This window comes from Shewanella decolorationis S12 (assembly GCF_000485795.1).
In the GTDB taxonomy this organism is placed as follows: domain Bacteria; phylum Pseudomonadota; class Gammaproteobacteria; order Enterobacterales; family Shewanellaceae; genus Shewanella; species Shewanella decolorationis.
Map to the genome: position 1 here is coordinate 125,393 of NZ_AXZL01000072.1, position 25,927 is coordinate 151,319.

17 protein-coding genes are annotated in these 25,927 nt (G+C 42.3%); 15 read left to right on the forward strand and 2 right to left on the reverse strand.

Annotation, left to right across the window (positions count from 1 at the left end; translation table 11 throughout):
- Nucleotides 1-444 precede the first annotated feature (444 nt).
- The 11 genes from SHD_RS15690 (at nucleotide 445) to SHD_RS22070 (ending at nucleotide 19,166) form a co-directional block, all read left to right on the forward strand.
- Complete coding sequence (locus tag SHD_RS15690; protein WP_431312091.1) at nucleotides 445-1,278, forward strand: WYL domain-containing protein; 834 nt, start codon at nucleotides 445-447, stop codon at nucleotides 1,276-1,278.
- A gap of 8 nt (nucleotides 1,279-1,286) precedes the next feature.
- Nucleotides 1,287-3,998, forward strand: coding sequence for a type I restriction-modification system subunit M (locus SHD_RS15695; RefSeq protein WP_023268011.1), 2,712 nt, complete (start codon nucleotides 1,287-1,289; stop codon nucleotides 3,996-3,998).
- A 1-nt stretch (nucleotide 3,999) separates the two neighbouring features.
- Entirely contained in the window at nucleotides 4,000-5,265 is a 1,266-nt protein-coding gene (locus tag SHD_RS15700; RefSeq protein WP_023268012.1) for a restriction endonuclease subunit S, read from the forward strand.
- A gap of 14 nt (nucleotides 5,266-5,279) precedes the next feature.
- Nucleotides 5,280-8,543 (forward strand): type I restriction endonuclease subunit R, encoded by a 3,264-nt coding sequence (locus SHD_RS15705; protein ID WP_023268013.1) that lies wholly within the window; start codon nucleotides 5,280-5,282, stop codon nucleotides 8,541-8,543.
- Between the two features lie 166 nt (nucleotides 8,544-8,709).
- Nucleotides 8,710-9,288: a hypothetical protein gene (locus SHD_RS15710; RefSeq protein ID WP_023268014.1), complete on the forward strand. Its 579-nt coding sequence runs from the start codon at nucleotides 8,710-8,712 to the stop codon at nucleotides 9,286-9,288.
- Entirely contained in the window at nucleotides 9,288-10,091 is an 804-nt protein-coding gene (locus tag SHD_RS21450; RefSeq protein ID WP_023268015.1) for an HNH endonuclease family protein, read from the forward strand. The genes SHD_RS15710 and SHD_RS21450 overlap by 1 nt, the downstream gene beginning before the upstream one ends.
- A 160-nt stretch (nucleotides 10,092-10,251) precedes the next feature.
- Nucleotides 10,252-10,452: a type I restriction-modification system subunit M N-terminal domain-containing protein gene (locus tag SHD_RS22310; RefSeq protein WP_235056976.1), complete on the forward strand. Its 201-nt coding sequence runs from the start codon at nucleotides 10,252-10,254 to the stop codon at nucleotides 10,450-10,452.
- A 19-nt stretch (nucleotides 10,453-10,471) separates the two neighbouring features.
- On the forward strand, nucleotides 10,472-11,752 hold the full coding sequence (locus SHD_RS15720; protein WP_023268017.1) for an HsdM family class I SAM-dependent methyltransferase: 1,281 nt from the start codon (nucleotides 10,472-10,474) through the stop codon (nucleotides 11,750-11,752).
- A gap of 101 nt (nucleotides 11,753-11,853) precedes the next feature.
- Nucleotides 11,854-16,113 carry a protein NO VEIN domain-containing protein gene (locus tag SHD_RS15725; protein WP_023268018.1) on the forward strand — a complete coding sequence of 1,420 codons (4,260 nt, stop codon included), beginning with the start codon at nucleotides 11,854-11,856 and terminating at the stop codon, nucleotides 16,111-16,113.
- Nucleotides 16,114-16,217: 104 nt separating this feature from the next.
- Nucleotides 16,218-18,941: an ankyrin repeat domain-containing protein gene (locus tag SHD_RS15730; RefSeq protein WP_023268019.1), complete on the forward strand. Its 2,724-nt coding sequence runs from the start codon at nucleotides 16,218-16,220 to the stop codon at nucleotides 18,939-18,941.
- A gap of 84 nt (nucleotides 18,942-19,025) precedes the next feature.
- Complete coding sequence (locus SHD_RS22070; protein ID WP_023268020.1) at nucleotides 19,026-19,166, forward strand: hypothetical protein; 141 nt, start codon at nucleotides 19,026-19,028, stop codon at nucleotides 19,164-19,166.
- Nucleotides 19,167-19,610: 444 nt separating this feature from the next.
- Here the strand turns inward: SHD_RS22070 and SHD_RS15735 are convergent, their stop codons facing one another.
- Together SHD_RS15735 and SHD_RS15740 are read right to left on the reverse strand one after the other, a co-directional pair.
- The gene (locus SHD_RS15735; protein WP_023268021.1) at nucleotides 19,611-19,934 is read right to left on the reverse strand and encodes a hypothetical protein; all 324 of its coding nucleotides are present in this window, start codon (nucleotides 19,932-19,934) and stop codon (nucleotides 19,611-19,613) included.
- Nucleotides 19,935-20,122: 188 nt separating this feature from the next.
- Nucleotides 20,123-20,314 (reverse strand): hypothetical protein, encoded by a 192-nt coding sequence (locus tag SHD_RS15740; RefSeq protein WP_023268022.1) that lies wholly within the window; start codon nucleotides 20,312-20,314, stop codon nucleotides 20,123-20,125.
- Nucleotides 20,315-20,443: 129 nt separating this feature from the next.
- Here SHD_RS15740 and SHD_RS15745 point away from each other — a divergent pair, with 129 nt between their 5' ends.
- The 4 genes from SHD_RS15745 to SHD_RS21455 all read left to right on the forward strand — a co-directional run bounded on the left by SHD_RS15745 (nucleotide 20,444) and on the right by SHD_RS21455 (nucleotide 25,917).
- Nucleotides 20,444-20,758 carry a helix-turn-helix domain-containing protein gene (locus SHD_RS15745; RefSeq protein WP_023268023.1) on the forward strand — a complete coding sequence of 105 codons (315 nt, stop codon included), beginning with the start codon at nucleotides 20,444-20,446 and terminating at the stop codon, nucleotides 20,756-20,758.
- Nucleotides 20,759-21,792: 1,034 nt separating this feature from the next.
- Nucleotides 21,793-22,704: an ATP-binding protein gene (locus SHD_RS15755; RefSeq protein WP_023268025.1), complete on the forward strand. Its 912-nt coding sequence runs from the start codon at nucleotides 21,793-21,795 to the stop codon at nucleotides 22,702-22,704.
- Between the two features lie 25 nt (nucleotides 22,705-22,729).
- The gene (locus SHD_RS15760; RefSeq protein ID WP_023268026.1) at nucleotides 22,730-24,049 is read left to right on the forward strand and encodes a hypothetical protein; all 1,320 of its coding nucleotides are present in this window, start codon (nucleotides 22,730-22,732) and stop codon (nucleotides 24,047-24,049) included.
- Nucleotides 24,046-25,917, forward strand: coding sequence for a methyl-accepting chemotaxis protein (locus SHD_RS21455; protein WP_023268027.1), 1,872 nt, complete (start codon nucleotides 24,046-24,048; stop codon nucleotides 25,915-25,917). Before SHD_RS15760 ends, SHD_RS21455 begins: the two co-directional genes overlap by 4 nt.
- Nucleotides 25,918-25,927: the final 10 nt, after the last annotated feature.

Sequence of the window (25,927 nt, forward strand, 5' to 3'; positions counted from 1 at the left end):
ATTAATAACAAATGGCCCGAGTTACAACAACTCGGGCCATTTGCAGCAAAGTAAGCGATTACCGATCCTCAAATTGAACAACAATAAGCCACCACTCAGCATCACTATTGCGGAGTTAATGCTATAGCCGTTTTTTGTTAGACCGATCTCAGGTTTGTTAATGTCCGACGAATCGAGCGAAGCCTATGAATGTTCGATTGAAATTTCAACAAATCAAGGAGAGCTAACTTTTTGCTTCAAATCACAATTTCACACTCGATAGAAGTAGCCGCGGGGTAAACTAGTTGATAATATTAGCCTACTTAAATTCGGTAGGCTGTATAACAATTCTCAGTTTGTTCTACTACCATGCGAGTGTGCTAAGGATAGACCTTGACTCAACTAACATTGGAAAGTTTAACGCTTGCGCAGCGCGAGCGACTGGCTCACATTGACTTTGTGTTAATGTTCAAAGGTGAGGCTCGTCGAACCGATCTCGTTGAACGATTCAATATTGCTCCTTCCGTAGCGACCCAAGACTTTGCCCGTTACAAAGAGATTGCTCCGCAAAATGTGGTTTATGATGAAAAGCGTAAGCAGCATCTTAAGGCCGCGTCTTTTATATCCCTTTTCGATTTTGATGTGATCAGAACGCTAGCCACCTTAAGCCAAGGGTTTGGAGATGGTTTTTCTGGTCAGCTAAAACCACCTCTTGCGTGTGAAGCGCCTTATCACTTAAACAAGCCGAGTCTATCGATAGTGGCAAAAATCACCGAGGCCATACACAAAGGCAAAGCCTTGAGCATTAACTATGTGTCGTTATCGAGCGGTGAAACCACGCGTGAAATTGTACCGCATACGCTGGTGGACAATGGCCTGCGTTGGCATGTTCGTGGTTTTGACCGCAAGCATGGTGAATTCCGTGACTTTGTACTTACCCGAATTAAAGCCGCTGTTGTGCTTGAAGACTCCACTTTGTCGCCCTCTGTTATCAAAGAAACTGAGCTCGAAACCCAAGACCGGCAATGGAATCGCTTTGTTGAGCTGGAGTTAGTGCCGCACCCACGAATTAAGCACAGAGAGGCGATTGAACTGGATTACGGCATGACGGGTGGCGTGATGAAAGTTGAGATCAGGGCGGCAACCGCTGGCTATTTGCTAAGGTTATGGAATGTCGATTGCTCCAAAGAGGCCTCACTAAAAAGCCCCGAATTTCATTTGTGGTTAAGAAATTATCAAACTTTATACGGTGTCGGTAACCTTGCGATTGCGCCTGGTTTCGACATGGTTACAGCATAGGAAAGCATATGAACAAGCAACAACTGGCCGCCAAAATCTGGGAATCAGCCAACCAGATGCGCTCGAAAATTGAAGCGAACGAATACAAAGACTACATCTTAGGTTTTATCTTCTACAAATACCTCAGCGACCAACTGGTGCAGTTTGTCACCAAAGAAGGGATGACGCCTGATGAAATCAAAGCACTAAGCGAAGAAGACGTCGATACGGTTAACTACATTCAGGATAGCTTGGGTTACTTTATTAGCTACGATAATTTATTTTCAACTTGGATAGACCCCACGTTTGACTTCGACGAGTCCAATGTGCGTGATGCGCTATCCGCCTTTAGCCGTTTGATTTCTCCTACCTACAAAAAATTGTTTGAAGGTATTTTCACCACCCTCGAAACGGGCCTTAGCAAACTGGGTGAAAGCGCGGGTAAGCGCACAAAAGCTATTAGCGACCTGCTGCATTTAATCAAAAGTATCCCAATGAACGGCAAGCAAGGCTATGACGTACTGGGCTATATCTACGAATACCTGATTGAAAAATTTGCCGCTAATGCCGGTAAAAAAGCTGGTGAGTTTTACACGCCCCATGAAGTCTCGGTACTGATGTCGCACATCATCGCCCACGAATTAAAACAAAAAGACACCATCGAGATTTACGATCCAACGTCGGGATCAGGCTCGCTATTGATCAATATTGGTGAAGCGGTCGAAAAATACGCCAAAAGCAAAGACAGCATTACCTATTATGCCCAAGAGTTAAAAGCGAACACCTACAACTTAACCCGTATGAACCTCATCATGCGCGGGATTAAAGCCAGTAACATTAAAACCCGTAACGGCGACACCTTAGAAGACGACTGGCCGTATTTTGATGAAAACGATCCGCAAGGCTCTTATCATGCGCTGTATGTCGATGCGGTCGTCTCTAACCCGCCTTACTCACAAGCCTGGGACCCAAGTTTTAAAGACAGCGACCCGCGTTATTCGCGTTTTGGTTTAGCGCCCAAAACCAAAGCCGATTTTGCCTTTTTACTGCACGACCTTTACCACCTAAAACCCGATGGCATTATGACCATTGTCTTGCCCCACGGCGTACTCTTTAGAGGTGGTGAAGAAGGCGAAATTCGCAAGCAATTGATTGAGCAAAACCACATTGATGCCATTATCGGCTTACCTTCTAATATCTTTTTTGGCACCGGTATTCCTACCGTGATTTTGGTGCTCAAACAAAAAAGGCAAAATACCGATGTGCTGATTGTGGATGCCTCCAAGCACTTTATTAAAGAAGGCAAAAACAACAAGCTGCAAGCCTGTGACATCAAGCGTATTGTGGATGCGGTCATCAACCGCGAAAATATCGACAAATTCTCGCAGGTGGTGAGTAAGCAAACCCTGCGCGACAATGGCTACAACTTAAATATTCCGCGTTATGTGGATTCTTCTCCAGCCGCTGAAAGCTGGGATCTACACGCCACTATGCTCGGTGGCATCCCAAATAGCGAAATTGCACAGTTACACCAATATTGGCAAGCATTCCCGCAATTGCATAATGCGCTGTTTAAAGCTAAATCGAGCGCTTACAGTGAATTAGCGATAGAAAAAGCAGCGGTGAACGCCACCATTACCCAGCACCCACAAGTTATAGAGTTTATTAGCGCTTACAACCAAGCCTTTGCTGGTTTTGATGACTATTTAAACACTACGCTTATTCAAGGCTGGCAAGCGGTTAACCGTAACCAGCAAGAGCCGCTGTTGAGCGCAGAGCTATTTAATCGCTTAAGCAGCATTGCCCTTATCGACAAATACCAAGCCTATCAATATTTAAACAACCAATGGCAGGTGATAAGTAGCGATTTAGAAATGATGCAAACTGAGGGCTTTACCGCTACTAAGCAAGTTGATGCAAATATTGTTATCAAGAAAAAAGACGGCAAAGACACCGAAGTACAAGATGGTTGGAAAGGCCATATCTTGCCGTTTGAACTTGTGCAAAAAACTCTGTTGGCTGATGACTTGCTCGCGTTAGAAAAACAAGAAACTCACTTGGCCGAAATCGCAAACCTACTTGAAGAAATACTCGAATCCCTCAGCGAAGAAGAAAAAGAGCAAGACACTGTAAAAGAAAGCAAAGACGGTTTTGCCAATGCTGAAGTAGCCAAAGCCGCTAAAGCCTTCCTAAAAGAGCAAAAAGACAGCAAAGTTAAATTTGATAACGACAGCTACGAAGCAAAAATCATCGCGGCTAATAAACTCATTGATGAAGAAAAGGCCCTGAAAAAAGCGGTAAAAGAGACCGCTATTGCTTTGCACCTAAAAACTATAACCACCATCGAAGGTTTAACCGACAATCAAGTCAATGAATTGTTGCACTTAAAAACTAAAACCACCATCGATGATTTAACTGACGAGCAAGTTAACGAATTGCTGCGCTTGAAAAATATAAACACCATCAAAGGTTTAAACGACGAGCAAGTCAATGAATTACTGCACCTAAAATGGATCACGCCATTAAGCCTTGAGCTCGCCGCCATGCCAAGCGCCGTGATTTCTCAGCTCACCAGCCAAGTGCAAGCCCTTGCCGATAAATACGCGGTGACTTATTCGCAAGTAACGAATGAGATCAAAACCTCTGAGCAAGAGCTGGCCAAAATGATGAGCCTGCTCACCGGAAATGAGTTTGATATGCAGGGTTTGGCTGAACTTACTAGCTTATTGAAGGGCGTATAAGATGAGTGTGGAGAAAAAAGTGCCTGAAATTCGCTTTAAGGGGTTTAGTGGGGAGTGGGATAAAAAATTATTAGGTGAGCTAGTGCAACTAGAAAATGGATTCGCCTTTCAAAGCAGATATTTTAAAAAAAGCCCTACAGAAGTAATAGTTCTTACACCTGGCAGCGTGAATATTGGTGGCGGATATCAAGCTGGTAAAGGTCAGTATTACGATGTAAAACAACAAGTTTCGCCAAGGTATATATTTAAGCCTGATGATATGTTCATAACCATGACGGATTTAACTCCAACGGCTCAAGCGTTGGGTTTTCCTGCTGTAATTCCAAGAGATAACAATACATACCTGCACAATCAACGACTTGGTAAGTTAGTTGGCTTCAAAGGTAATTCAGGTTTTTTATATAACTTATTGTGCACTCCAAGAAAGCAAAAAGAAGTTGTATCTACTTCTTCAGGAACGACAGTCAAGCACACTTCGCCGGATAAATTTTTAAATCGCTTTTGCTTCTTCCCAGAAACTGAAGAACAAACCCAAATCGGCAACACCTTCCAAAAACTCGATAACCTAATCAATCAACACCAACAAAAGCATGACAAGCTCAGCAATGTCAAAAAAGCCATGCTGGAAAAGATGTTCCCCAAACAAGGCGAAACCATCCCAGAAATCCGCTTTAAAGGGTTTAGTGGGGAGTGGGAGGTTAAGCCTTTATCTGAGGTTGCAGAAGTTATCGATCCTCATCCAAGCCATAGAGCTCCTGATGCTGTGGAAAATGGAGTACCTTTCATTGGTATAGGTGATATATCGGATTCAGGTCTTGTTGATTTTAAAAATGTGAGGATTGTGCCTCTACATATCTACAATGAACATTCAGCCAGATACACAATCGAAAATGGTGATTTTGCCTACGGAAGGGTCGCTTCAGTAGGTAAGATTATTGATTTATCAAATAACGTAGGTAACAGATATACCTATTCACCTACAATGGCAATCGTCAAACCTAAGAGCTTGCGTCCTGCATTCTTAAAAAGTTATTTAGGAACAGATGTATTTAAAGCTCATGTTGATAACAATACTTCAGGCTCAACGCGTAAATCGCTTGGCGTACAAGATTTTAGGAATTTGCCGGTATTATTTCCTTTAGTCGATGAACAAACCGCAATTGGAAGCTACTTCCAAAAACTTGATGCGTTGCTCAACCAACACCAACAACAAATCACCAAACTTAATAACATCAAGCAGGCCTGCTTGAGCAAAATGTTTGTTTAGCAGGGAGCATAACCATGACCACCTTTAAAACCGAAGCACAATTTGAGCAGGCCTTTATCGAGGTGCTTACCCATAAGGGGTGGGAGCCCGAGATACTTAAAAACAAAACCGAAGAGGATTTACTGCAAAACTGGGCGAATATTTTATTTGAAAACAATCGCCAGCAAGACCGCTTAAATGATGTGCCGCTGACGGCAACGGAAATGCAGCAGATTATTGAGCAGATTAAAGCGCTGAAAACACCGCTTAAACTCAACGGGCTAATCAATGGCAAAACGGTAGCCATTAAGCGCGATAACCCTGATGACACGCTGCACTATGGCAAAGAAGTCAGCTTGAAGATCTATGATCGTCAAGAAATTGCAGCAGGCCAAAGCCGCTACCAAATTGTACAACAGCCTAAGTTTGAACGCGGTAGCCCCTTGCGTAATGACAGACGTGGTGATGTGTTGCTACTGATTAACGGTATGCCAGTCATTCATGTTGAGCTTAAACGCAGCGGTATACCAGTAAGCCAAGCGGTTAACCAAATTGAAAAGTACTCCAAAGAAGGTATTTTTAGTGGGCTGTTTTCACTGATCCAAGTGTTTGTCGCTATGGAGCCTAATGAGGCCAAATACTTTGCTAACCCAGGGCTAGATGGCAAGTTTAACCCCGATTATCAATTTAACTGGGGTGACTTTAATAACGAAACCAAGAATAACGAAGCCATAAACAACTGGAAAGACATCGCTTCAACATTATTGTCCATTCCCATGGCTCACCAATTAATCGGTTTTTATACTGTAGCCGATGATACTGATGGCGTGCTGAAAGTGATGCGCAGTTACCAGTATTTCGCCGCTAATGCGATATCGGATAAGGTGGCCAAAACCAACTGGCAACAATTGGGCAGTGCAAATAATAAAGATCGCTTGGGTGGTTATGTTTGGCATACCACAGGCTCAGGCAAAACCATGACTAGCTTTAAATCAGCACAGCTCATTGCCCAATCAAAAGATGCCGATAAAGTCATTTTTTTGATGGATCGCATCGAGCTTGGCACCCAGTCACTGGCGGAATACCGTAATTTTGCAAGCGATGGTGAAGATGTACAAGCCACCGAAAATACCCATGTATTGGTAACCAAGTTAAAAAGCACGTCCCCAGCCGATACCCTCATTGTTAGTTCTATTCAAAAAATGAGTAATATTTTTGAAGAGGTTGATGAGAAGGGAACAGCCACTAACTCGGCAGACATTGAAAAAATCCGCGCTAAACGCTTGGTGTTTATTGTTGATGAGGCGCATCGCTCGACCATGAGTGGCGGTAAAGAAAACAAAGAAGGTATGTTGGTAAAGGTGAAAAAAACCTTCCCTAAAGCACTTTTCTTTGGTTTTACCGGTACGCCGATCCATGAAGAAAATCAGGTTAATAACAATACCACCTCCGATGTGTTTGGTGACGAGCTGCACCGTTACAGCATCGCTGATGGCATACGTGATGGAAACGTGTTGGGCTTTGATCCTTATAAAGTGCCCACCTTTAGAGACAGCGACCTAAGAAAAGAGGTGGCCCTAGAGCAAGCCAAAGCCAATACGGTGGCTGAGGCCATGGCTGATTCAGCCAAAAAGAAAAAATTTAATCACTTTATGAATGACGTGCCTATGGCGGGCTACAAAGATGCCACAGGTAAATATCATAAAGGCATCGAAGACTATGTTCCCAAAAGCCAATATTTAACTGGCACCCACCAAGAAAAAGTTGTGAGTGACATCTTGGATAAATGGGATGTACTTAGCCAGGGCAATAAATTCCACGCCATTTTAGCCACAAATAGTATCGCAGAAGCCATTGACTACTACCGTCGCTTGAAAGTCGCCAAACCTGAACTGAAAATCTCTGCTCTCTTTGACCCCAATATTGACAACGACGGCAGCGGCGACCGTGGCCCAACCTTTAAAGGTGATGGTCTTGATGAAATTATGGCTGACTATAACAAACGTTACGGCCAAGATTTTGATTTCGCCCGTCATGCGGCGTTTAAGAAAGATCTCGCCGCACGGTTAGCTCACAAAAAACCTTATGAGCGCATTCATACTGAGCCTGCCAAACAGTTAGATTTGCTGATTGTTGTGGACCAAATGCTCACCGGATTTGACTCTAAATGGCTTAATACCTTGTATTTAGACAAGGTGATTAAATACCAAAATATTATTCAAGCCTTCTCGCGCACCAATCGTTTGTTTGGCCCCGACAAACCCCACGGCATTATTCGTTATTACCGCTATCCACACACCATGGAACAGCACATTAACGATGCGGTTAAACTCTATTCCGGCGACAAACCCATCGGCTTATTTGTTGATAGGTTAGAGAGCAATCTGAAAGCCATGAATGCAATAGTGGCGGATATTACCGAGCTTTTTGTCAACGCCGGGGTTGTGAATTTTGAAAAGCTGCCAGACGATTTAGATGCCTGTGGTAAATTTGCCACATTATTCAATACCTTTAACCAGCACCTAGAAGCCGCTAAAGTGCAAGGTTTACATTGGGGCCAAGCGGTCTATACATTCACTGATCCTTCAGTGGACGATAGCACTGTCGAGCATGAGGTGACGTTGGCAGTTGATGAGCAAACTTACTTGTCACTCGTTCTACGTTATAAAGAGTTGCTAGGCAAAGGTAGCGGCGGCGGTGGCGGTGGTGGCGATGTGCCTTTTGAGATCAGTGGTTATATCACTGAAATAGATACCGGTAAAATCGATGCAAACTATATGAACAGCCGCTTCGATAAGTTTTTAAAAGAGCTAAATCAACATCAAAACCCCGCAATCATTGAAACCACATTAAATGAGTTGCACAAGTCGTTTGCATCGCTCACCCAAAGCGAACAAAAGTACGCCAAGCTTTTTTTACATGACTTACAGCGCGGTGATGCGAAGTTAATTGAAGGCCATACCTTTAGAGACTACATCAACACCTATAAAGACAATGCTGAAAATGCCCAAATAAACGCAATGGTTAATGCGCTTGGTTTAGATAAAAGTCTATTAATGGGCCTGTTGAGCGCTAGCCTTAACGAGAAAAACCTGAATAACTTTGGGCGTTTTGATGCGCTTAAAGAAACCGTTGATAGGGTAAAAGCCAAAGCTTACTTTGAGAAATTAGATGGCGTCACCATACCTCCATTTAAGCTGAATATTCGCATTGACCAGTTTTTAAAGCAGTTTATTTTCAACCAAGCAGATAATCTCTTAAATGATGTTGTAGATATACTTGATGGAGTGTTGGAATAGTTATGAGCAATGACTCTAATTCAGGGTGAGATTATGCTTTGTAAATTCTCTTAACATTTAGCTGTTTTGTTCTTTAATCGACTTAATGGACAGTATTGATTTATATAAATCATCCATAATCGAATGAAATTCGTTCGACTGGATAGGTTTGTTAACGAATCTAACAATGTATAATCCGACCCTGCATTTAAACCCTGCGTGGAGTATGGAGTACATCAACTTCTTAAAAGAGGTTGCGGGCTTCAACTTGGATGTTACCAAGGAGAAGTTAGATTCAGGGGCAGTGGACAACAGCCATATTGTTTTGGCGACACATGATCCAATCGTCATTTCAACTCTAAAGCAAGAACAAATCAAAATCATGAAGCGTGATGAAGATAGCTTGCGAGTTTTTGCTGCGTCACCACTCTATGAGCCCAAAGGAATGGGCTTTTCCGGGATTCTGATGAGTGACATGTTTGGTTTACGCTCTGATTTGGATCAAAAAACGTTAGAAAAACTAGATGAACATGCAATCCTTTTGGCTAAAAAGGATCGCACCGCTAGAGAAGAAACTCGCTATAAAGAACTTCAAGGTCAGTTAGATAACTCGGGTTTTCTTGATGCTTATTCGGATCCTTATTTTTCAGCATTTGTTAAGGCATGGATTCGAAAGCATGGAGAGAATTTGTTTAAGCAGCCGTTTCTGACTGATATGACTGATGAAATTCTTGCCGAACTTGATGCTGAGGAGGCTAGAGAGTAATGCGTTATATCGACATCGATGATCTGGAGCTCGATCTTCCTGATGGGTGGGACGATACAGTCAGGCAAGCTTGGGAATATGTAAATAGCAAAATTGATGCTGCAGAAGCTGCCACTAACGCGAAAGCTGATGAAAATGAGTGGGATGCGCAGTTAAGAGTAGAGCAAGTTGAGATTGAAAAAGCTAAAGCTCGTAAGAAGGCAATTTCTGCTAAAAACGACGTATGGGGCCAGTTGAGTACTGTATTAGCTAATCTTTCACATGGAAAATGCTGGTACTGTGAGAGTAATGAGCTTAGGTCTGACAATCCAATTGATCATTATCGGCCCAAAGGTAAAGTCGCAGAGTGTCCAGATCATCCTGGTTACTGGTGGCTTGCGTTTGAATGGTCAAACTATCGATATGCATGCACCTACTGTAATTCTAGACGTGTTGACGTGACGACGGCTGGCGGTAAGCAGGACCACTTTCCTGTGTTTACCCCACCCGACTGGAACAAATGTAAAGAAGACAATAATGCAGAGAAGCCCAAACTTCTTGATCCGACCGATGCTGACGACTACAAACTTTTAACATTCAACCAGAATGGTGAAGCTTGTCCCAATACGGATGATGATGAATCTGAAGCATATCAAAAAGCTAAAGAGTCGATAGACAAGTATCACCTAAATCATGAGCCAACACGAAAAGCTAGAAAAGCAATTAGGCAAAAAATTAGACAAATTGTTGCCGACACTAATGAACTGTTGGTACAGGGTCTTGCTATTACGTCTAATCAAATAAAAAAGAGTTACTTAAGTTAATTAGGCCTTCTTGCAGAACTACCAAATTTAACACGGCAGCAAAGTTATACTTGAGAGAGTATGAATCCGTTGATTGGGTAAAAGAAATACTAGATAGAGATTAAACATGAACAATGTAAGTACAAGTGAAATAGTCAACCGCGTATGGAATTATGCGCATGTGTTACGCGACGAAGGCGTAGGCTACGGTGATTACGTTGAGCAGCTGACCTATCTGATTTTTCTGAAAATGTCGTCGGAGCGTGCTGAAAGCGGTCAAGGCGGAGAAAGTCTTGCGGCGGAGCGTTGGGCGAAACTTATAGAGTTAGATGGCTCAGATTTGGAAATGGAATATCGGCATACCTTGGAGAGTCCTAGGTAGCCAAAAAGGCACCCTGGGTATGATTTTCCGCAAAGCGCAGAACAAAATCCAGGACCCAGCAAAGCTTGAACGCCTGATATCCATGATTAATAAAGAATCATGGTCTTCATTGAGCATTGATGTCAAAGGCGAGATTTACGAAGGCCTACTCCAAAATGGGGCTGAAAGTGAGAAAAAAGGTGCAGGCCAGTACTTTACGCCAAGGCCAATCATTGAGGCTATTGTCGATGTAATGCAGCCTCAACCAATGCAGACAATTGCTGATCCTGCTTGTGGTACGGGGGGCTTTTTGACGGTAGTACACGACTATGTGGCTTTCGACATAGACCGAGTGACCGGGAAGAGAACGCCTAAGTCGTTGTCGAAAAAAGAAAACCGCTTCCTAAAGAATGAAGCAATCAGCGGGAATGACATATCTGACTCAGTAGCAGGGCTATGTGCAATGAACCTCTATCTTCATGGTATTGGAGCTAATGAGTGTCCGATATCTAAATCTGATGCGTTGGCGAAAGAAGTGGGTTCCAACAAAGTAGACATGGTTCTTGCAAATCCCCCCTTCGGTAAAAAAAGCTCAATCACTATCATTAACGACGCTACCGGCAAATTAGAGAAAGAAAAGCTGACCTATACCCGTGCGGACTTTTGGGCAGAAACTTCGAATAAACAGCTTAACTTTGTTCAGCATATTGGCAACATGCTGAAAGTTGATGGCAGCAATTCAGGCAAAGCTGCGGTTGTTCTACCTGATAACGTGTTGTTCGAGGGCGGGGCCGGTGAAACAATTCGCAAAGCTCTGCTGACTCGCTTTAACCTGCACACTATCTTGCGCTTACCAACGGGCATTTTTTACGCGCAAGGTGTTAAGGCAAACTTACTGTTTTTTGATGCGAAACCTGCCGCCAAAGAACCTTGGACAGAAAGTGTATGGGTTTATGACTATCGGACTAACGTACATAAAACGTTAAGGACAAATAGGCTTGCTCGTAGTGACTTTGACGAATTTGTCGAGCTCTATAAACCGGATAACCTCAAAGCGCGTGTTGCGACATGGGCTGAAGAGCAAAACGAAGAGACTGGCGTGGGGCCAAATGGTCGTTGGCGTGAATTCAGCTATGACGAGATCATCGCAAGAGATAAGACGAATCTCGATATCACCTGGTTGAAAGACGAGTCACTGGAGGATACTGAAAATCTTCAACCGCCAGCAGTCATCGCAAGTGAGATTGTTGAGTTGCTCACAGCTGCGCTGGAAGAGTTTAAGAGCGTAGAAGAAGCGCTAGTAGAAGAAGATGAGGTTTAAGCTGAGCTTAATCCTACCTTTTAGTTTGCATGATTAAGTTATGTAATGGCGGCAAATGCCGCCATTATGCCCTTTAAAAGCCAGCAGGAATAAGTGTAAACATGGACGATTCTGTAATCCCAACTACCAGCGAACAGTGGTTTGAGGTCTTAAGGGCGGAAGAGCAAAAAACGAAGAAATCTTTTTTGGCAAAGCCGTCAAATTTGATCAGCAATTATCGTGGTGAACTGGCAACCAGCCGCGATTATGAAGGTCGCGAGATATTAGAACTACTGCAAAATGCTGCAGATCAGGCGAAAGCTGCAAATGTTAGCGGTAAAGTGATTATTGAGCTAACTCAAGAAGGTTTGTTAATCGCAAATAATGGCAAGGCATTCTCGGTTGGTGGCGTGAAATCGCTTCAGAATGCTCATTTAAGTCCTAAACGATTAAACCAACAGCAGTTTATTGGCTGTAAAGGGCTTGGTTTTCGTTCGGTGCTGAATTGGACACACAACCCGATTATTTTAAGTGGCGAGTTGGCAATCTATTACAGTGATGAAGTTAGCGCTATTAAACTGCAAGAACTCATGGTTGAGTCCTCCGAGCTTGCAGATTTAGTCCGAAGAGAGCGGGGCAACAACAAAAACGGTCTTATCCTGCCAAAGCTGCCGTTTCCTGGTTTTCCAATTCCGACTTCCATGTCAGGCTCTGGTAGCCGAACGACTAGTTTTCTTCTTGACCGTTGCCGGTATTGGAAGAGCAAAGGCTATACCACAGTTATTGGTATTCCCTTCGAAAAAGCCGAGTCGTTTAGTAAAGCAATACAACAAATAGAATTTCTACGCCCAGAGATGTTGTTATTTGTGCCTTATCTTGATGAGGTACAGTTTGTATTGCCGGAAAAAAGTCCGTCAGTCTGGTCGAAAGAGGGCGATGATGATGCCTCACTGGTAATGCAAGATGGTGAACCACTAGGTATTTGGCAGCTTTTTCGAACTCAAGGGAGTGTGGACAAGTCATATCTTGACGATCCAAAGACTGACCTGCTGTATGAGATAGTCATCGCTGTGCCGGAGGTTGAGCATAGAAGCGAGTTTAAATCGTCACCGCTGTTTACTTATTTCCCGACAGAAATCAATTTACCTTTACCTGTTGTTTGTCATGCAACCTTCGAACTTGATCAAAGCCGTAACCAAATCAACAAACTGAAAAGCAACGAATATGTGTTTACTCAGTTAGCCAGTTTTCTAGCGGAAGTAGCTGAAAAAAGGGCTTCTAAATATCCGGTCGGCGCCAATGCCGGTTTTCGTGTAGCAATGCCTTTGGGTGAATACCCAGAAAGCCTCAAAAGAATAAACTTCCCCAAGTTGCTAAACGAAGCATGTAAAGCTCGAACAATAGTGCCAACGATATCAGGCAACGTGTCTAAAGCTGCAGATGTTTTTTCTCTGAAGGGCGCTAACCCAGATTGGTTACCCGTCTCAGGCTTTAAAAATATCGTGCCAAACGATGATGCTGAGTTTAAGTGGTTTAGAGAATTAGGCATATTAGAACTTTCGCATGAAGCACTATGTGAGGCACTTGAAAGCCTTGAAGGCATCGATTTAGAGCAGAGAGTTAAGTTAATACTGGGAGTAAAGAAGCTTCCTGTTAGCACTAAAAGTTACCCGTCGTCTCTTTTACTGAGTAGTGACGGAGAAAGAATTCCCGCAAATGCTGATGTTTATATTGCGCCAAAAGGTGGAGTGCCAGACTTATTACCAGGTTGGACCAAGCTGTGGTTTTTGGATGTTAACCTGCAACATGAGCTTATGGCGGCCTTGCACTTGAATGATGTAAGGAGCTTTCGGAGTGAATTAAAGCAATTTGGACTACAGGAATATGCATTTGGGAGCCTAATTCAGGATTTAAGACGGCAAGCGAATGAACAAAAAAAGCGTGCACCTGAGCAAGCGGATAATATTGAACAGCAATTGTTGGATGTTATTTATCGTCTGTATTTAGCTGAGAGGAATGAAGAAAACAAACCCTCTTTTCCACAGAACACGAGCCTAAAGCTACTCAGTCAAAATGGCCATATGGTTGATGTTGATAAGCTCTACATGGGGGAAGGTTATGGACTCGAAGGTACAATTGTTCAGCAGCTATATTCGCCAAGTCACGATAAATTTGTAGCAAACCCAGAAGCGTTTGATATTGATTCTGAAGAGTTAACGCAATGGAGCCGTTTTCTCGAATGGCTCGGTGTCGCCAAGTGGCCAAGAGAGGTTAAGCGTACAAACGCGGATAATCGTTTTCTTCAATTTTTAGCTGACATGCTGAAATACCCTCTGAAGTTTGACGATTATATTTTCGAGTCAAAACATGAACTTGCTTCAGCACATTTGGCGTTAAAAGAATATGTTTCTCTCGATGGATTGGAAAATATTCTTGTCGCTGATAAGTATGTAGCGGTACTTGCTTGGCTATCAAAAGATCAGCGAAGCAGTTTATGGCGTAACGATAAAACGTCAAACGCGACCATAACGTGTTATCGGAGCGGAGCCCATAAATTACGGCAGTATGGGGAAGCTTTGCCCAGTTACATACACTGGCTGATGAAGAATACGATCTGGATGATTGGTAGCGACAATCAAGCTATCAGTCCCAATCAAGCAATCTTAGCTGATGCGTTAAGCGACTCAATCTTTCCTAGACCAGCAATACCTCAAGATGCCGCAATGGCGGAGTTTGGTATCGATCGTACCGCAGTTATTAGTGCATGGCGTAGTGCCGGTGTCATAACAAACGTTGCGGAACTAAGCCTTGATGGGATTTATGCAAAACTCCTTGAACTTCCAAATCTCAAACAACAGTTACCCGCAGCCAAAACCTTGTATCGATGGCTATTGGGCGCTTTGGATACGGCATACGGCGATGGTGGATGCAACAAAGCCAAGTTTTTCGAAACAGGAAAGATCTGGGGTAAAAAGCAAGGTCAGTATAGTTACTGTTCGATTCACGAGCTGCGCTATGTTGACAATGAGGGATTGCCAGAAGAGTTGTTGAACCGCTTGGCTATTGCTGAAATACCTCATCGGTCTGGTAGTCCAAAGGTCGAGCGTTTATTTGGCATCAAATCAATTGATAGAAATGAGATTCAACAGGATATTTTGAGTTTTGTGCAAGCAGCAACCGATATCGACATTGATCTCTGCTTTCAGCAGGCTAAGCCATTTTTCAAAGCCTTACGAGAGAACCAATCTAGTCAAGTCCTATACCGGAAAGAGATAGATAAACTCAAGCTCAAACTCTGTTCTGAATTACATTTAGAAATTAGATATCAGGATGTTGAATGTTCATTCCAACTGAAAGACTGGAGCTGGTCTATCAATACTGATGTAATTTACATAAAAACACCAAAAGAGCTTATAGACCATCAATCAGATTTATTGGCTGATGTTATCGGTGAGGCTTTAGCATCGGTTTATCGCTTGGCAAATGGTGGTGAATTTGCTCGTTTATTTCGTTGCAGCATAAAAGAACGCTTGCAGCTTCTAAGTAAGATACTGGGTGAGAATATTTCGGTAGAGCAGCTGGAGGTTTTGGCCAGTAAAGAGAACGTTGATTTAAACCTAGGTGGTGTTTTGGTCAATGTTCCAGTGATACATGCACCAACGATAGTAGAGGATAAGTTGCCTGATGAGCCTTCGTTAGTAACTAAGCCAATAAATCTTATAGGTGTTGATACGGGGGGCATGCTTACCTCCAAACCTGAAGATGGGTTCAAGAAAGACGAGAAGTTAGCGATCATTCCAATCCCTGGGAAACAAAAGTCAGTACCAAACAGCCGTAAACTCAGCATTAAAAAAATCAGCCGTTCTGGTGGTGGAGGTGTTGCAAGTTATGCACCCTTAAGTGGCGATTTTTGCGAAAGAAAAGTATTGGAAATTGAAGAAAACTTTGAACCACCACGTTTTCCGCTTTTGGTCGGGCAGTATACCGGAGACCAGGCATTAGGCTGTGATATCTTGAGCTTTGCTAGTGAAGAAGCGCGAGATCAATTTACGTCGAATAAAAATAGAGACCTGAATCTGGTTGAAAGGTTTATTGAGGTAAAAGGTAGGACAAATAAACAGGCCGTTATTGAGTTGAAAGGTAACGAAAAAGACGCTGCTAAAAAGTATGCTGATAAATACTATCTGTACCGTATTTCTCAAATATCAGCGGATACCTTTAGTTTAAGTATTTTAAAAAATCCACTCTTAGAACCAGAGGTAATCGAACACGCGGTTTATATCGATTTGGATAGGTCTAGTAAAAAGGAAGAATTTGAAATTGTGGTTCAAGCAAGCACTTCAACCAAATTAGTTGAAAGCAATTCTAAAACAAGTACATAAAGCAGTTGCTCATTTGTGTTATAGGGGGATACATCAGGTTTCAGTGAAAACAAGGAATGGAATTGCCAGAATGATCAGCAGTCGGTCAGCTAAAGGAACTAACGATGAGCAGTTTGCCACTAATTGAGTCTATCTTGCTTGAAATCCGCCAAAGTGCGGGGATTCAAGGTTACCCAACCAATAAAAAAGATAAGTTTGCCAAGGGCCAGTTAAGCCTAGATATGCACAGGGTGATGGGCGTAGAAACGTTAGAGGCTGTCTTTGACGCCTTTGACATGGATCCGCAAATGCAACTCGATGCAATGCATAACCTAATGGAGTTTGCTAATGCTTATAAGCATATTGAGCTCAATACATGGACCTTTGCTGCAGACCAGCGGCAAATTGTCTGGGATATGTTGGGCTATTTTCTCGTGCCAGGCCTGGCACGTCGAGTTGCATTTTGGAACCTGCCTAAGCCGTTAGATGCGGGAATGCCGGGCGGTCGATTCTGGTATCTTCCTGAGATTATTGAACATAACGGAAATGCCACTTTATATATGCCAGTTGCGCAAGTGGTAGACTGGTTGCTTGACTTGCTCGGAATGCCACTAGAAGTGTTCTCTGATCAACGCAGTGATTCTACTGATGGCCTGCATGAGGGGCTGAGACGATCCCTATATAACTGGCGAGCTACTACACCCATCAGCCCTGATTCTATCGAAAAGTATTTTGCAGATGATGCTCAGCTAAACTTCGCAGGCGCATTTCAACTTGATAACTTGCAAACGCCTGTCCAGCAGTTCGATAACGCGTTAGCCTTTGTTAGAAGTAAAAACCTTTCAGCTGAGCTGCTGCGTATGGAAATCCCGATGACTCAACCAGGGCTGTTGGACGCTATTTTAGCTGGCAGTGCCAGTGAAGAAGAGCAAGCCAGGTTTGTTATATGCATAGCGCAACGATATGCTGTGCCGTCAATGAAAACCATTCGCCAACGCTTTCTACTTGCGCGTACTGTGCAGGATGGATACTCGCGCTTATTGAAGTTTCTGTGTCCTGATATTGATCGTCAGTGCGTTGATGAACAGCAAAACAAAGTACTGCAACTATTTGGTATTTATAAATTTGTTTATAACACGACAATTGGAGCCTGGCGTAATTGTGCTGATCAAGGTGAGGCTGCAGAAAATCGTTGGTTTGAGGAGCAGCTTCCTGAGTGGGATAAGTTCGGTATTTTTCTGTCAATACTCCCGTCACGCTATACAACGGCCAATCAAGAACTAGCACAACTGCTGACTCGTCGTTTCTATGCCATGCAACCTGGCGAGCCGTTGGAATGCCATATTGGCATGAATCCAGAGTCGGTAGCTAAAATTATCCGGCGTAATGTTGAGAGAGCCGAGTTGTTCTTTTCTGAAATGGAGAGAGCTGATCAGCTGCTATCGAGAATGCAAGTAGCTTCTCCCTGGAGAGCACTGCAGCATGAACAGAGTTATTGGGTGGTAAGTCAGATTGCTGCGCATCCTAATCTTTCCAGCAATGCAAGAAAGCTTGCCCTAAATCGTTTGCGTGATTTAGCTGTTACGCCCGCTGAAACTGTTCAAGCCATTATTTTAGAATTGGGTGTTCATTTGAATGGTGAGCGTAAGCAAAGGACAAAAGATACTCCTGTGAGAGTTGCAGTCCTTCTTGCTGAGGCAGAGGAAAGCCAAGGATATGAACTCTGGAAAGCGCCCATTCTCCAGTATAAAGCTAAGCATTTGCTGGCTTGCAGCCAATTTGAAGATGCAGCGAAATGCTTTAGGGAAGCTCTAGATGCTGTAAATGATCGCAACTACGGTCCTGTGCGTGGCGAGATTGCCAGAGATGCGTTTGCATTATCTGTCGCCAATCAAAAACTAATTCATAACAACCATGAAAAGTTCTATCGTGAGATGCTTGCTGGTGGAATGATGAGTGAGTGTGATCAAATACCTTCAATTGAAGATACAGCACGATGGGTATCTGATTATTTTTGGGAAACACTTTATAAACCTTATCCGGGTGTATCAGCTATTGCGAGAGGTAACAGCAAGCAGTTTGTTCGGGCTTTCAAAGAACTGGTGAAACTGCTTGATGCGGGTACAGAAAGCGAGCTGTCTCAGTGGATTAAAGCTAACCGGCAACTGCTCAATTCAAACATACCGGAAGTGGATGGTAACTCTATCTTAATGTTGCTTGTAAAAATGAGAAGTAGCTTTATGGAACGGTTACCAATTATTAAGCAAATGGCACCTTTTGAGTTACAGGGTGATGTGGACAGGTTTAACTTGTTACTTAAAAAGTGGCGAAACTTCATCGCTCAACTTTCTAATGAGCACCCCAAACAACTAAATATTGTCGATATTAAGGGACAAACACCATTAATGCTGGCTGCTCAGGCCGGTGATGCTGAATTAGTCAAAATCATGCTTGAGGCGGGTGCCAATCCAGATTTACAAGACATAAAAGGTATTACAGCTCTGCATTCAGCAGCTAAATCACACAGCGTTGATTGTGTGAACTACCTATTAAACCTGCCATGTCGTTTAGATTTGGTCACCGTCGATGGGAGAACTCCGCTTCACACCGCAACCTGGATGGGTAACCTGCATGCTGTGCGGCGGCTAATTGCGAGCGCACCTAAAATGGCGTGGCATCGTGATGCCGGCAAACAGACGCCATTAGAGTTAGCAGAGCATTTGCTTGAAAATCCAGACGAGTTTGAGCGACTGTCAAAAGAGAGGGCGAAATTTGGCTCACGATGTGCAACGCCTGAAGAATTAGAGCAAGTAGTAAAGGTATTAGAAAATGTTATTGCAGTATGTTAAAGAGCCGAGCTATTTCGCCCGAACATTAGGTTCTTTCATAGCAATTGTTCAAACACTTAAATTCAAACTCCGAGGAAAACCATCATGAGTAGAACACCAAACGATGATCGTAGTGACAGCATGAATCCGAATAATGATGCTTACTGGGATAGCCTAGATAACCATGCTAACCAGTTAAATCCTAATCATGATGAATACCAAGGTTATGATGAGGAAGAGGATTAGAATAAGGTAACGTCACCATCACAAGCAATTCCTTAGCTTGTGATGGTGACTTCTCAGTGTTGAGTTTGTCTTGGAATTATTGAAGATGCCGATATATTCGGCGACTAGGCTATATTGTTCGGGGCATTAACGGCCGAGAGTGAATTGTCTCCGAGGGGATCTCTCCTCCGCAGAAGCAGTACGAGCAGAAGTGCGGTAGCCTTTACGAGCTATTGAGGCACAGTTGACGGTTATGTAGCATGTAATGCTTAAGTAAATAAGGCTGGCTAGACTTAAATGCACAATGCTAACTGGCGTTACCCAATAAGCCTTTTTGTTGAGGCTTTTTGATGCGTTTTTCAGAATAGGGCTCTAGCTATTCAAGATGGCTTGTACAAAGGATTTCGTTTGCTAGCACAGGAGGTTAGCACCTCCTGTATCAGATTAAGTCTGAGCTAGTACAACTCAGTAGGTAACTGTCCAGCTCCCATTATTGGTTACTACGTCAACTTGCGTTAGATCACACGAGCCTCCATAAGAGACTGAAATAGTTTGACCAAATTTAAGCTGTTTGGGAAAGCCTTTTTTCTCGAAAAGGCTTTCACAGTTGCCTCTGTTTACGATGATGTCGTTTACGATGACAACATCTTCAATAGCCTTGACCTTCACTTCGATTGATTTCATATACAAACCCGTTCTGTCGTAAACTTCAATTTCAACATTCGGTTTCGAATCACTACAAGCACTAGTCATCCCGAGCAGCACAAAAGTAAAAAGCAATTTCTTCATCTTAAATACACCTTAAATTTGTGATATACCGTTAACGATGAAGGGCATTAAATGGAATATTAATTGTGTAAATTGGCATTGCATTTATAGCGCTAATCGTCGCTGTGAACAGTATTTCACTTTGTTAATGGCTGATTGGTAATCAGTCTATTGAGGCCCCTATCCACACTAGGGGCACAATTGATTGTTTAGGTGGCGCTATTAGCTGCATTTTTAGTTTTAACAAAAACAGTGATGGAATACCCAATCCCATACATGGCGGCAAATATCCCCCATCCAGCTGAAGCTTCTAGATCGATTTCTGCAAATGCAGAAGCAAGAATGAGGCATAAAGGGAAAAACACCATTCCTATGATTGACATGGTTTTTACGACTGACATGTGTAACTCCTTTTAATTAGCATGTTTAAAGACACTGCTTGTTCTGAAAGAAAATATTTACTTTCTATCAGTAGGTGTTCTTAATGTAAAAATCAAAATAACCACTATACAGGTCTAAATGTAATATTTATGGCGTGGTTTGTCTATCATGTGTCCGTGAGAATTATCCAGTATTCAATATCCTGGGGTTCTCAAGTGAATGATGATGAAGTGTTAAAAATGGGGTTAGCCTTCGGTCGAGCAATTAAGTTGCGTCGTGTTGAGGTGGGGATTAACCAAGAGGAGCTAGCAGATAAGGCCGAACTGGCTCGTTCGTTTGTATCAAGCGTTGAACGCGGTGTGGCTAAGGCATCTATCGCTTCAGTGTGGAAACTAGCCCAAGCGCTAAATTGCAATCCATCGGATTTATGGATAACGGCAGAGAGACTTTATGATGTGCGTTGAGCTCCGTGTAAGCCTTGAGGATTATGCTTAGTAACGCAATCTATCACTTTATAATTCAAAGTTTAACCAAAGCTGACTCCACTTACAGGTAGTTGTACAAAGGTTATTGTTGTGAAAGTTATTAATCAAACAATATATTTAAGAGCTGATCTTAAAAATTATTATTTAATTACAGGTATTTAATTGTTGAGTTTATTTGATGTCATACTGGATGTTCGTGCAGCATGATGCAGGTTTGCGAGGTATTAAAGATTACCAAGTGTCATAAGGTCAAATCGACCGTTTTCTCTGATTTTGTGCGCAACGCATCATCCAGGGAGAAAAGAAAGTTTTTTGCAAAAGTTATCGAAGAGGCGATTCAAAAACAAAAAGAGGTGATAGCCAAAGCGAATGAGATCGAAGGTTAGGTATATGTGTTTGTGTTTACCATAATGTGGTTTCAGTGTAATGCTGCAAAATACATATACAGCAAAGATGAAAACGCCGTAATTTGTAGTGCAAATATTTATTAAAAATATGATCTTAGTGAGTAGAAAAGGTTGAGTCTTATCGTGTAGCATGTGTCACATTCAAGCTTGCGTAAGGATTACCATGCCTGTTTCTCCCCCTTGTACGACATTTATTTGTTCGAATTGCGACTGGCACAAAACAGTGGTGTTTAAAAGTGATGTCATCACGCGTGGCTACAACTGGTTTGATAGCTGTCCTAAGTGTCATGGGACGCTTGAAAAACGTCCTGCAACGATGATTGAGGCTGGTTTATCGAAATTGACCAATCTCTTCGTAAAGTAATAATTACTTTTAATTTTTTTGTCAGGGATTGACGCAGTCTATATTTCTGGCTTTGTGATAAGGATTGTTGCATGTCTCAAGAAGTCATCACCAAATTTTCCGATTCCGTTGTGGGTCGCAGCAATATTTTGCAGCACATAGCCTGCATGCCCCCCCCTCAATTTGCTCAACTTCCGAATATCCACAAGGCTCTCAAGTGCCGACTAGTCATCATTAACATTTTGAAAGGAATGAAATAATTGATGAGCGATAACGCAAAGCATGAACAGAAATTATTGCCCTACAAGTTACGAACACCGCGAATTACACTTGAGAGTGATGTTGTTTTAGCTCCAGAAACGCGTCGAATGTTTGAGGAAGCAATTGGCGCTATGCGTCATCACAAAACGATCTACACGGACTGGGGATTTGAAGCTGTAGATCCCATGGGACGTAATATGGTGCTCAACTTGTATGGACCACCAGGAACAGGGAAAACACTGGCTGCAGAAGCTCTTGCAGGTACTTTAGGACGTCAATATTTCCACATAGGAATTTCGGAACTGGAAAGTAAATATGTTGGAGAAACAGCTAAGAATATATCTTTGGCATTCAAAGCTGCCGCGATAGAAGGCGCAGTTATTTTCTTCGACGAAGCAGATACCTTACTTGGAGCGAGATTATCATCCGTTACCCAAGGAATTGATAATGAAATAAACGCTATGCGTTCAACGTTACTTATTGAATTAGAACGATTTGATGGAATAGTGGTTTTTGCAACGAATTTTGCAAAAAATTATGATAACGCTTTTGTAAGCCGTATTCGTTATCACATCGAGTTTAAACTTCCGGATATTGAAGGCCGTAAACGCTTGTGGCACAGGATGTTAGTTCCTGGCGTACCGCTTGAAGAAGATCGCCATGACATTATTGAACGTTGTGCGCAAGCATCAGATGGATTATCAGGACGAGAAATTCGAACAGTGCTACGCACTGCTTTTCCAAGGGCTCTAGTGGAATGCCATAAAGAGCCAATAGTGAAATGGCAACATTTTGAGTCGGCGATAGCTGATGTACGCTCTGCAAACAGTAACGTCGGAATTAACCGTAAAAATGTAGCAAGTAATGCAAATAATGTTGATGCAGGTAGACGTCTACTTGGACTGACGGAATAGAACAGAAAACAAAAGGAGAGAGTAAATGGGTTGGTTCAGTAATGCGTGTAATTTTGTAAGCTCAGCGGTAAGTGCAGTATCAAATGCTGTTAGTTCAGCATACGAGACGGCCAAGAATGTTGCAGGAAAAGTTGTTGGATGGATGGCTGAGAAAGCTGAGGTATTTATTGGTGGCGTAAAAAAAGCTTGGAAAGTAGTAAAACCTTTTGTGCAGCATATTCGGACTGCTTTACTTAACGCATCAAAACTAGCTCCATATCCATGGATGCGTTCAGCCCTAGTGATGCTAGAGAAAGGGCTAGGCGCATTGACTGCATTTGAAAAATCTCCAATTGCAAAAAAAATGGATGCAGCAATCAAATGGGCCATTAAACTTGCTCAGCGCTGGCAGAAAAACCGTGAAGATATTTTAGACAAAAACAAACAACAAGATGACATGGAGCAAGCGAATGACTTGCTTACTGAAGAAGAGTTAGTTCTTGCAAAGCAACATCAGGCTGAGCTGAGATTTGCAGAAGATGAAGTGATTCCTCAAGATCAACGGCATAATCTAGAATTAGCATCTGCAATAAATGATTTTGAAATTGCTAAAAAAGAATTAGGTATGGCAATTGAATCAGAACCTACCGATTTTGAGCATTATTTGCGTCTTCGGGCTACCCAAAAGTTACTTAATATGTCGGATAAGAAGTTACGTTCGGCATTAACAGTGGACGATTTGAGTTCAGATGACCTGTTTCTAATTCGTATTGCTTCAGATCTTATCAAGTCAAACCCAGAACTTAGCAAAAATGCCGCTGAACGTTTAGACAGAGTTTTAACCCGACTTTACAATAAAAAATTGACACCTTTTGTTTTTGAAGAACTGATTGCTTCCTGGGCAAAACAAGCTCAATCGTTGGGAGATGAATGGGCTAAGGCAAATGCAAACTATGCTAAAGATAAAATGCTATTAAATCGCCTTGTTTTAGCTAAAAAAATCCAAGAAGAACTCTCAAATGAAGAGTCATCTCAGCTATCCATACTTGAAAATAGCGTTCCTGAACAAAAGCAAGCACTCGATAGCTTAGCGAGCCAGCAACGTGATGTAGAAAGATATGTTGGTGCAGCGGAAGGTTTTTTACAATTATTGGAGAAAACTGAAGAACAGATTGAAAGTGATGACCGCAGTTATTTACTGGAAGATGGACAGTATATTGGGAAGTTACTTATCGAATGTGCTGAACATAATATTCCCTTCAGTGCATTAGAGGAAGGTGACCAATCACTTATCACAGACTATGCAAACATTTTCCAGCAAGAAGCTAAAGACCGTATGGATGCTATTTTAGAGGTAGCGGTATGAACTTTGATGCCGTGCTAAATTTTTTAATCCCTGATCTTAGCGATCCGCTTCAAGTAACTTTCCTATTTCTTATCCTTTTCATGATGTCATTTACGATAATTAGTGCTCATGTGATTGCAAAGCCTAAGTCGTGGGAGGTCAAATGGAATCGTGGAACACCTAATAAGCCAAGTGATAACATCGAAATTGAGCATGGTAGTGTAACTGATTTGTGGAATGCAGTTGCGACTGCTCCTGAAAAGTTGGTGGAATTAATGCCTAGCTTACTACTAGTTGTAGGATTGCTCGGCACATTTCTTGGATTAGGTATGGCACTTAATCATGCATCTAATATTCTGGGTCAGCCAAATGCGCTTGATGCTACAGGTGCTGCAGACAGTATGCAGCACTTGTTAGGTCTACTGAATGGATTAGGTACAAAATTTAAAACCTCTACTTGGGGCATTACAGGTTTTATATTTCTTAAAATATGGAGCGAATTTGCGCGTTTTGACGAAAAGCGCCTCAATTGGGTCATTAGCAAAGTAAAAGTTGAACTAGAGAAACGAAAACAACAAAACTTAGATTTGAGCTCAGAAAAGCAAGCTGCTTTATTTTCTACAATAGCTATAGCCTCGCGCAACATAACCGAAGTTTTATCTGCTGAGTTTAATCAGTTGAGAGCTCAGCATAAAGTTCAACATGAACAAGGTTTACATTCGCTTGAGCAATTTTCGACTCATTTACGTGAGGATATTGAAGCGCTGAAGTTGAGTGGTCAAGTTGCAATCCAAGAAGGACTCCAAAAATTCAATGATGAATTTAGTCATTCTCATTCGCAAACTAGGAAGATCATTGAGAGCAGTCTTAAACGTGTTGAGTTAGCTGTAGAGCATGTTTGCATCGCAACTAAGGAAGTCAAAGAAAGTGTCAAACTTGTTCATGTTGAATCCCAAGCTACAAATATCGCAATGCATGACTTTACCCATAACACCCAAAAAGTGGTCGAAAATATGAGTGAGGCTGCTCAGCATATGGCTAGTGGTGCTAATCAAGTTGGGATTGCGGCAAATGAGTTAGTTGGTGCAATTGACTCATTCCAGGCTCAATTTACTGAAGTACTGGATAATGTGCGCAACGATTTAGGCCAGGCGATTAACGATATGAGCTTACAAGCATCAGAAACATTGGAGCGAGGAAGTTCTCAACTTGGATCTGCAACGAGAGAGATATCTACTGCTCTTTCTGTTTTATCTTCAGATGTTAAACAAACCATGGGCGATGTGAAAGACTCCATTGGCGAAGCACTTAAAATTCAACAAAAGGCTGCTAATGAGTTTACTGTGTCTAGCTCCACATTAAATGAAAATATTGAAATGGCTACACAGAATAGTGAGAAGGTAAGTAATAAGATTCAAGAGGGGTTAAAAGCTATTTCCGATTCTAATCAGAAAATGCGTAGTATTGGTGATTCACTTAAGAAAAATGAATTGCATTTACAAGAAGTCATTTGCAATCTGTCAAACTTACCTACAGCTTTAGCACCATTAGTGGAACTTTCAGCTCATCAAGATTTGCTACGAACAGAGCTAGTACAGTTTAGACAGGATTTCATTTCAAGCAATGAGAGTCAGGATAAAAATAGTCTAAAACTTGAGAGCGCAGTAAATGGAGCGATTGAACGTTCAGATACAATTATTCAGTCTTTGTTAGCACTACCAGAATTAATTCGATTACTTAATACATCTCCCCACTCACAACAGCTATTACTAGCATTGAGTCCGTTACCAGAAATTACAATTAATCAACAAGCTCTTCTCTCAGAAATTCAAAAAGTACGCGAAGTACTAGAAGCAGGTAATGGTCCACTGGAGTCTGAAGTGGCGTGAGCCAAACTGA

Coding starts and splice junctions, on each gene's coding strand:
- SHD_RS15690 (WP_431312091.1), top strand. CDS start 445: ATGTTCAAAGGTGAGGCTCGTCGAACCGATCTCGTTGAACGATTCAAT.
- SHD_RS15695 (WP_023268011.1), top strand. CDS start 1,287: ATGAACAAGCAACAACTGGCCGCCAAAATCTGGGAATCAGCCAACCAG.
- SHD_RS15700 (WP_023268012.1), top strand. CDS start 4,000: ATGAGTGTGGAGAAAAAAGTGCCTGAAATTCGCTTTAAGGGGTTTAGT.
- SHD_RS15705 (WP_023268013.1), top strand. CDS start 5,280: ATGACCACCTTTAAAACCGAAGCACAATTTGAGCAGGCCTTTATCGAG.
- SHD_RS15710 (WP_023268014.1), top strand. CDS start 8,710: ATGTATAATCCGACCCTGCATTTAAACCCTGCGTGGAGTATGGAGTAC.
- SHD_RS21450 (WP_023268015.1), top strand. CDS start 9,288: ATGCGTTATATCGACATCGATGATCTGGAGCTCGATCTTCCTGATGGG.
- SHD_RS15720 (WP_023268017.1), top strand. CDS start 10,472: ATGATTTTCCGCAAAGCGCAGAACAAAATCCAGGACCCAGCAAAGCTT.
- SHD_RS15725 (WP_023268018.1), top strand. CDS start 11,854: ATGGACGATTCTGTAATCCCAACTACCAGCGAACAGTGGTTTGAGGTC.
- SHD_RS15730 (WP_023268019.1), top strand. CDS start 16,218: ATGAGCAGTTTGCCACTAATTGAGTCTATCTTGCTTGAAATCCGCCAA.
- SHD_RS22070 (WP_023268020.1), top strand. CDS start 19,026: ATGAGTAGAACACCAAACGATGATCGTAGTGACAGCATGAATCCGAAT.
- SHD_RS15735 (WP_023268021.1), bottom strand. CDS start 19,934: ATGAAGAAATTGCTTTTTACTTTTGTGCTGCTCGGGATGACTAGTGCT.
- SHD_RS15740 (WP_023268022.1), bottom strand. CDS start 20,314: ATGTCAGTCGTAAAAACCATGTCAATCATAGGAATGGTGTTTTTCCCT.
- SHD_RS15745 (WP_023268023.1), top strand. CDS start 20,444: ATGGCGTGGTTTGTCTATCATGTGTCCGTGAGAATTATCCAGTATTCA.
- SHD_RS15755 (WP_023268025.1), top strand. CDS start 21,793: ATGAGCGATAACGCAAAGCATGAACAGAAATTATTGCCCTACAAGTTA.
- SHD_RS15760 (WP_023268026.1), top strand. CDS start 22,730: ATGGGTTGGTTCAGTAATGCGTGTAATTTTGTAAGCTCAGCGGTAAGT.
- SHD_RS21455 (WP_023268027.1), top strand. CDS start 24,046: ATGAACTTTGATGCCGTGCTAAATTTTTTAATCCCTGATCTTAGCGAT.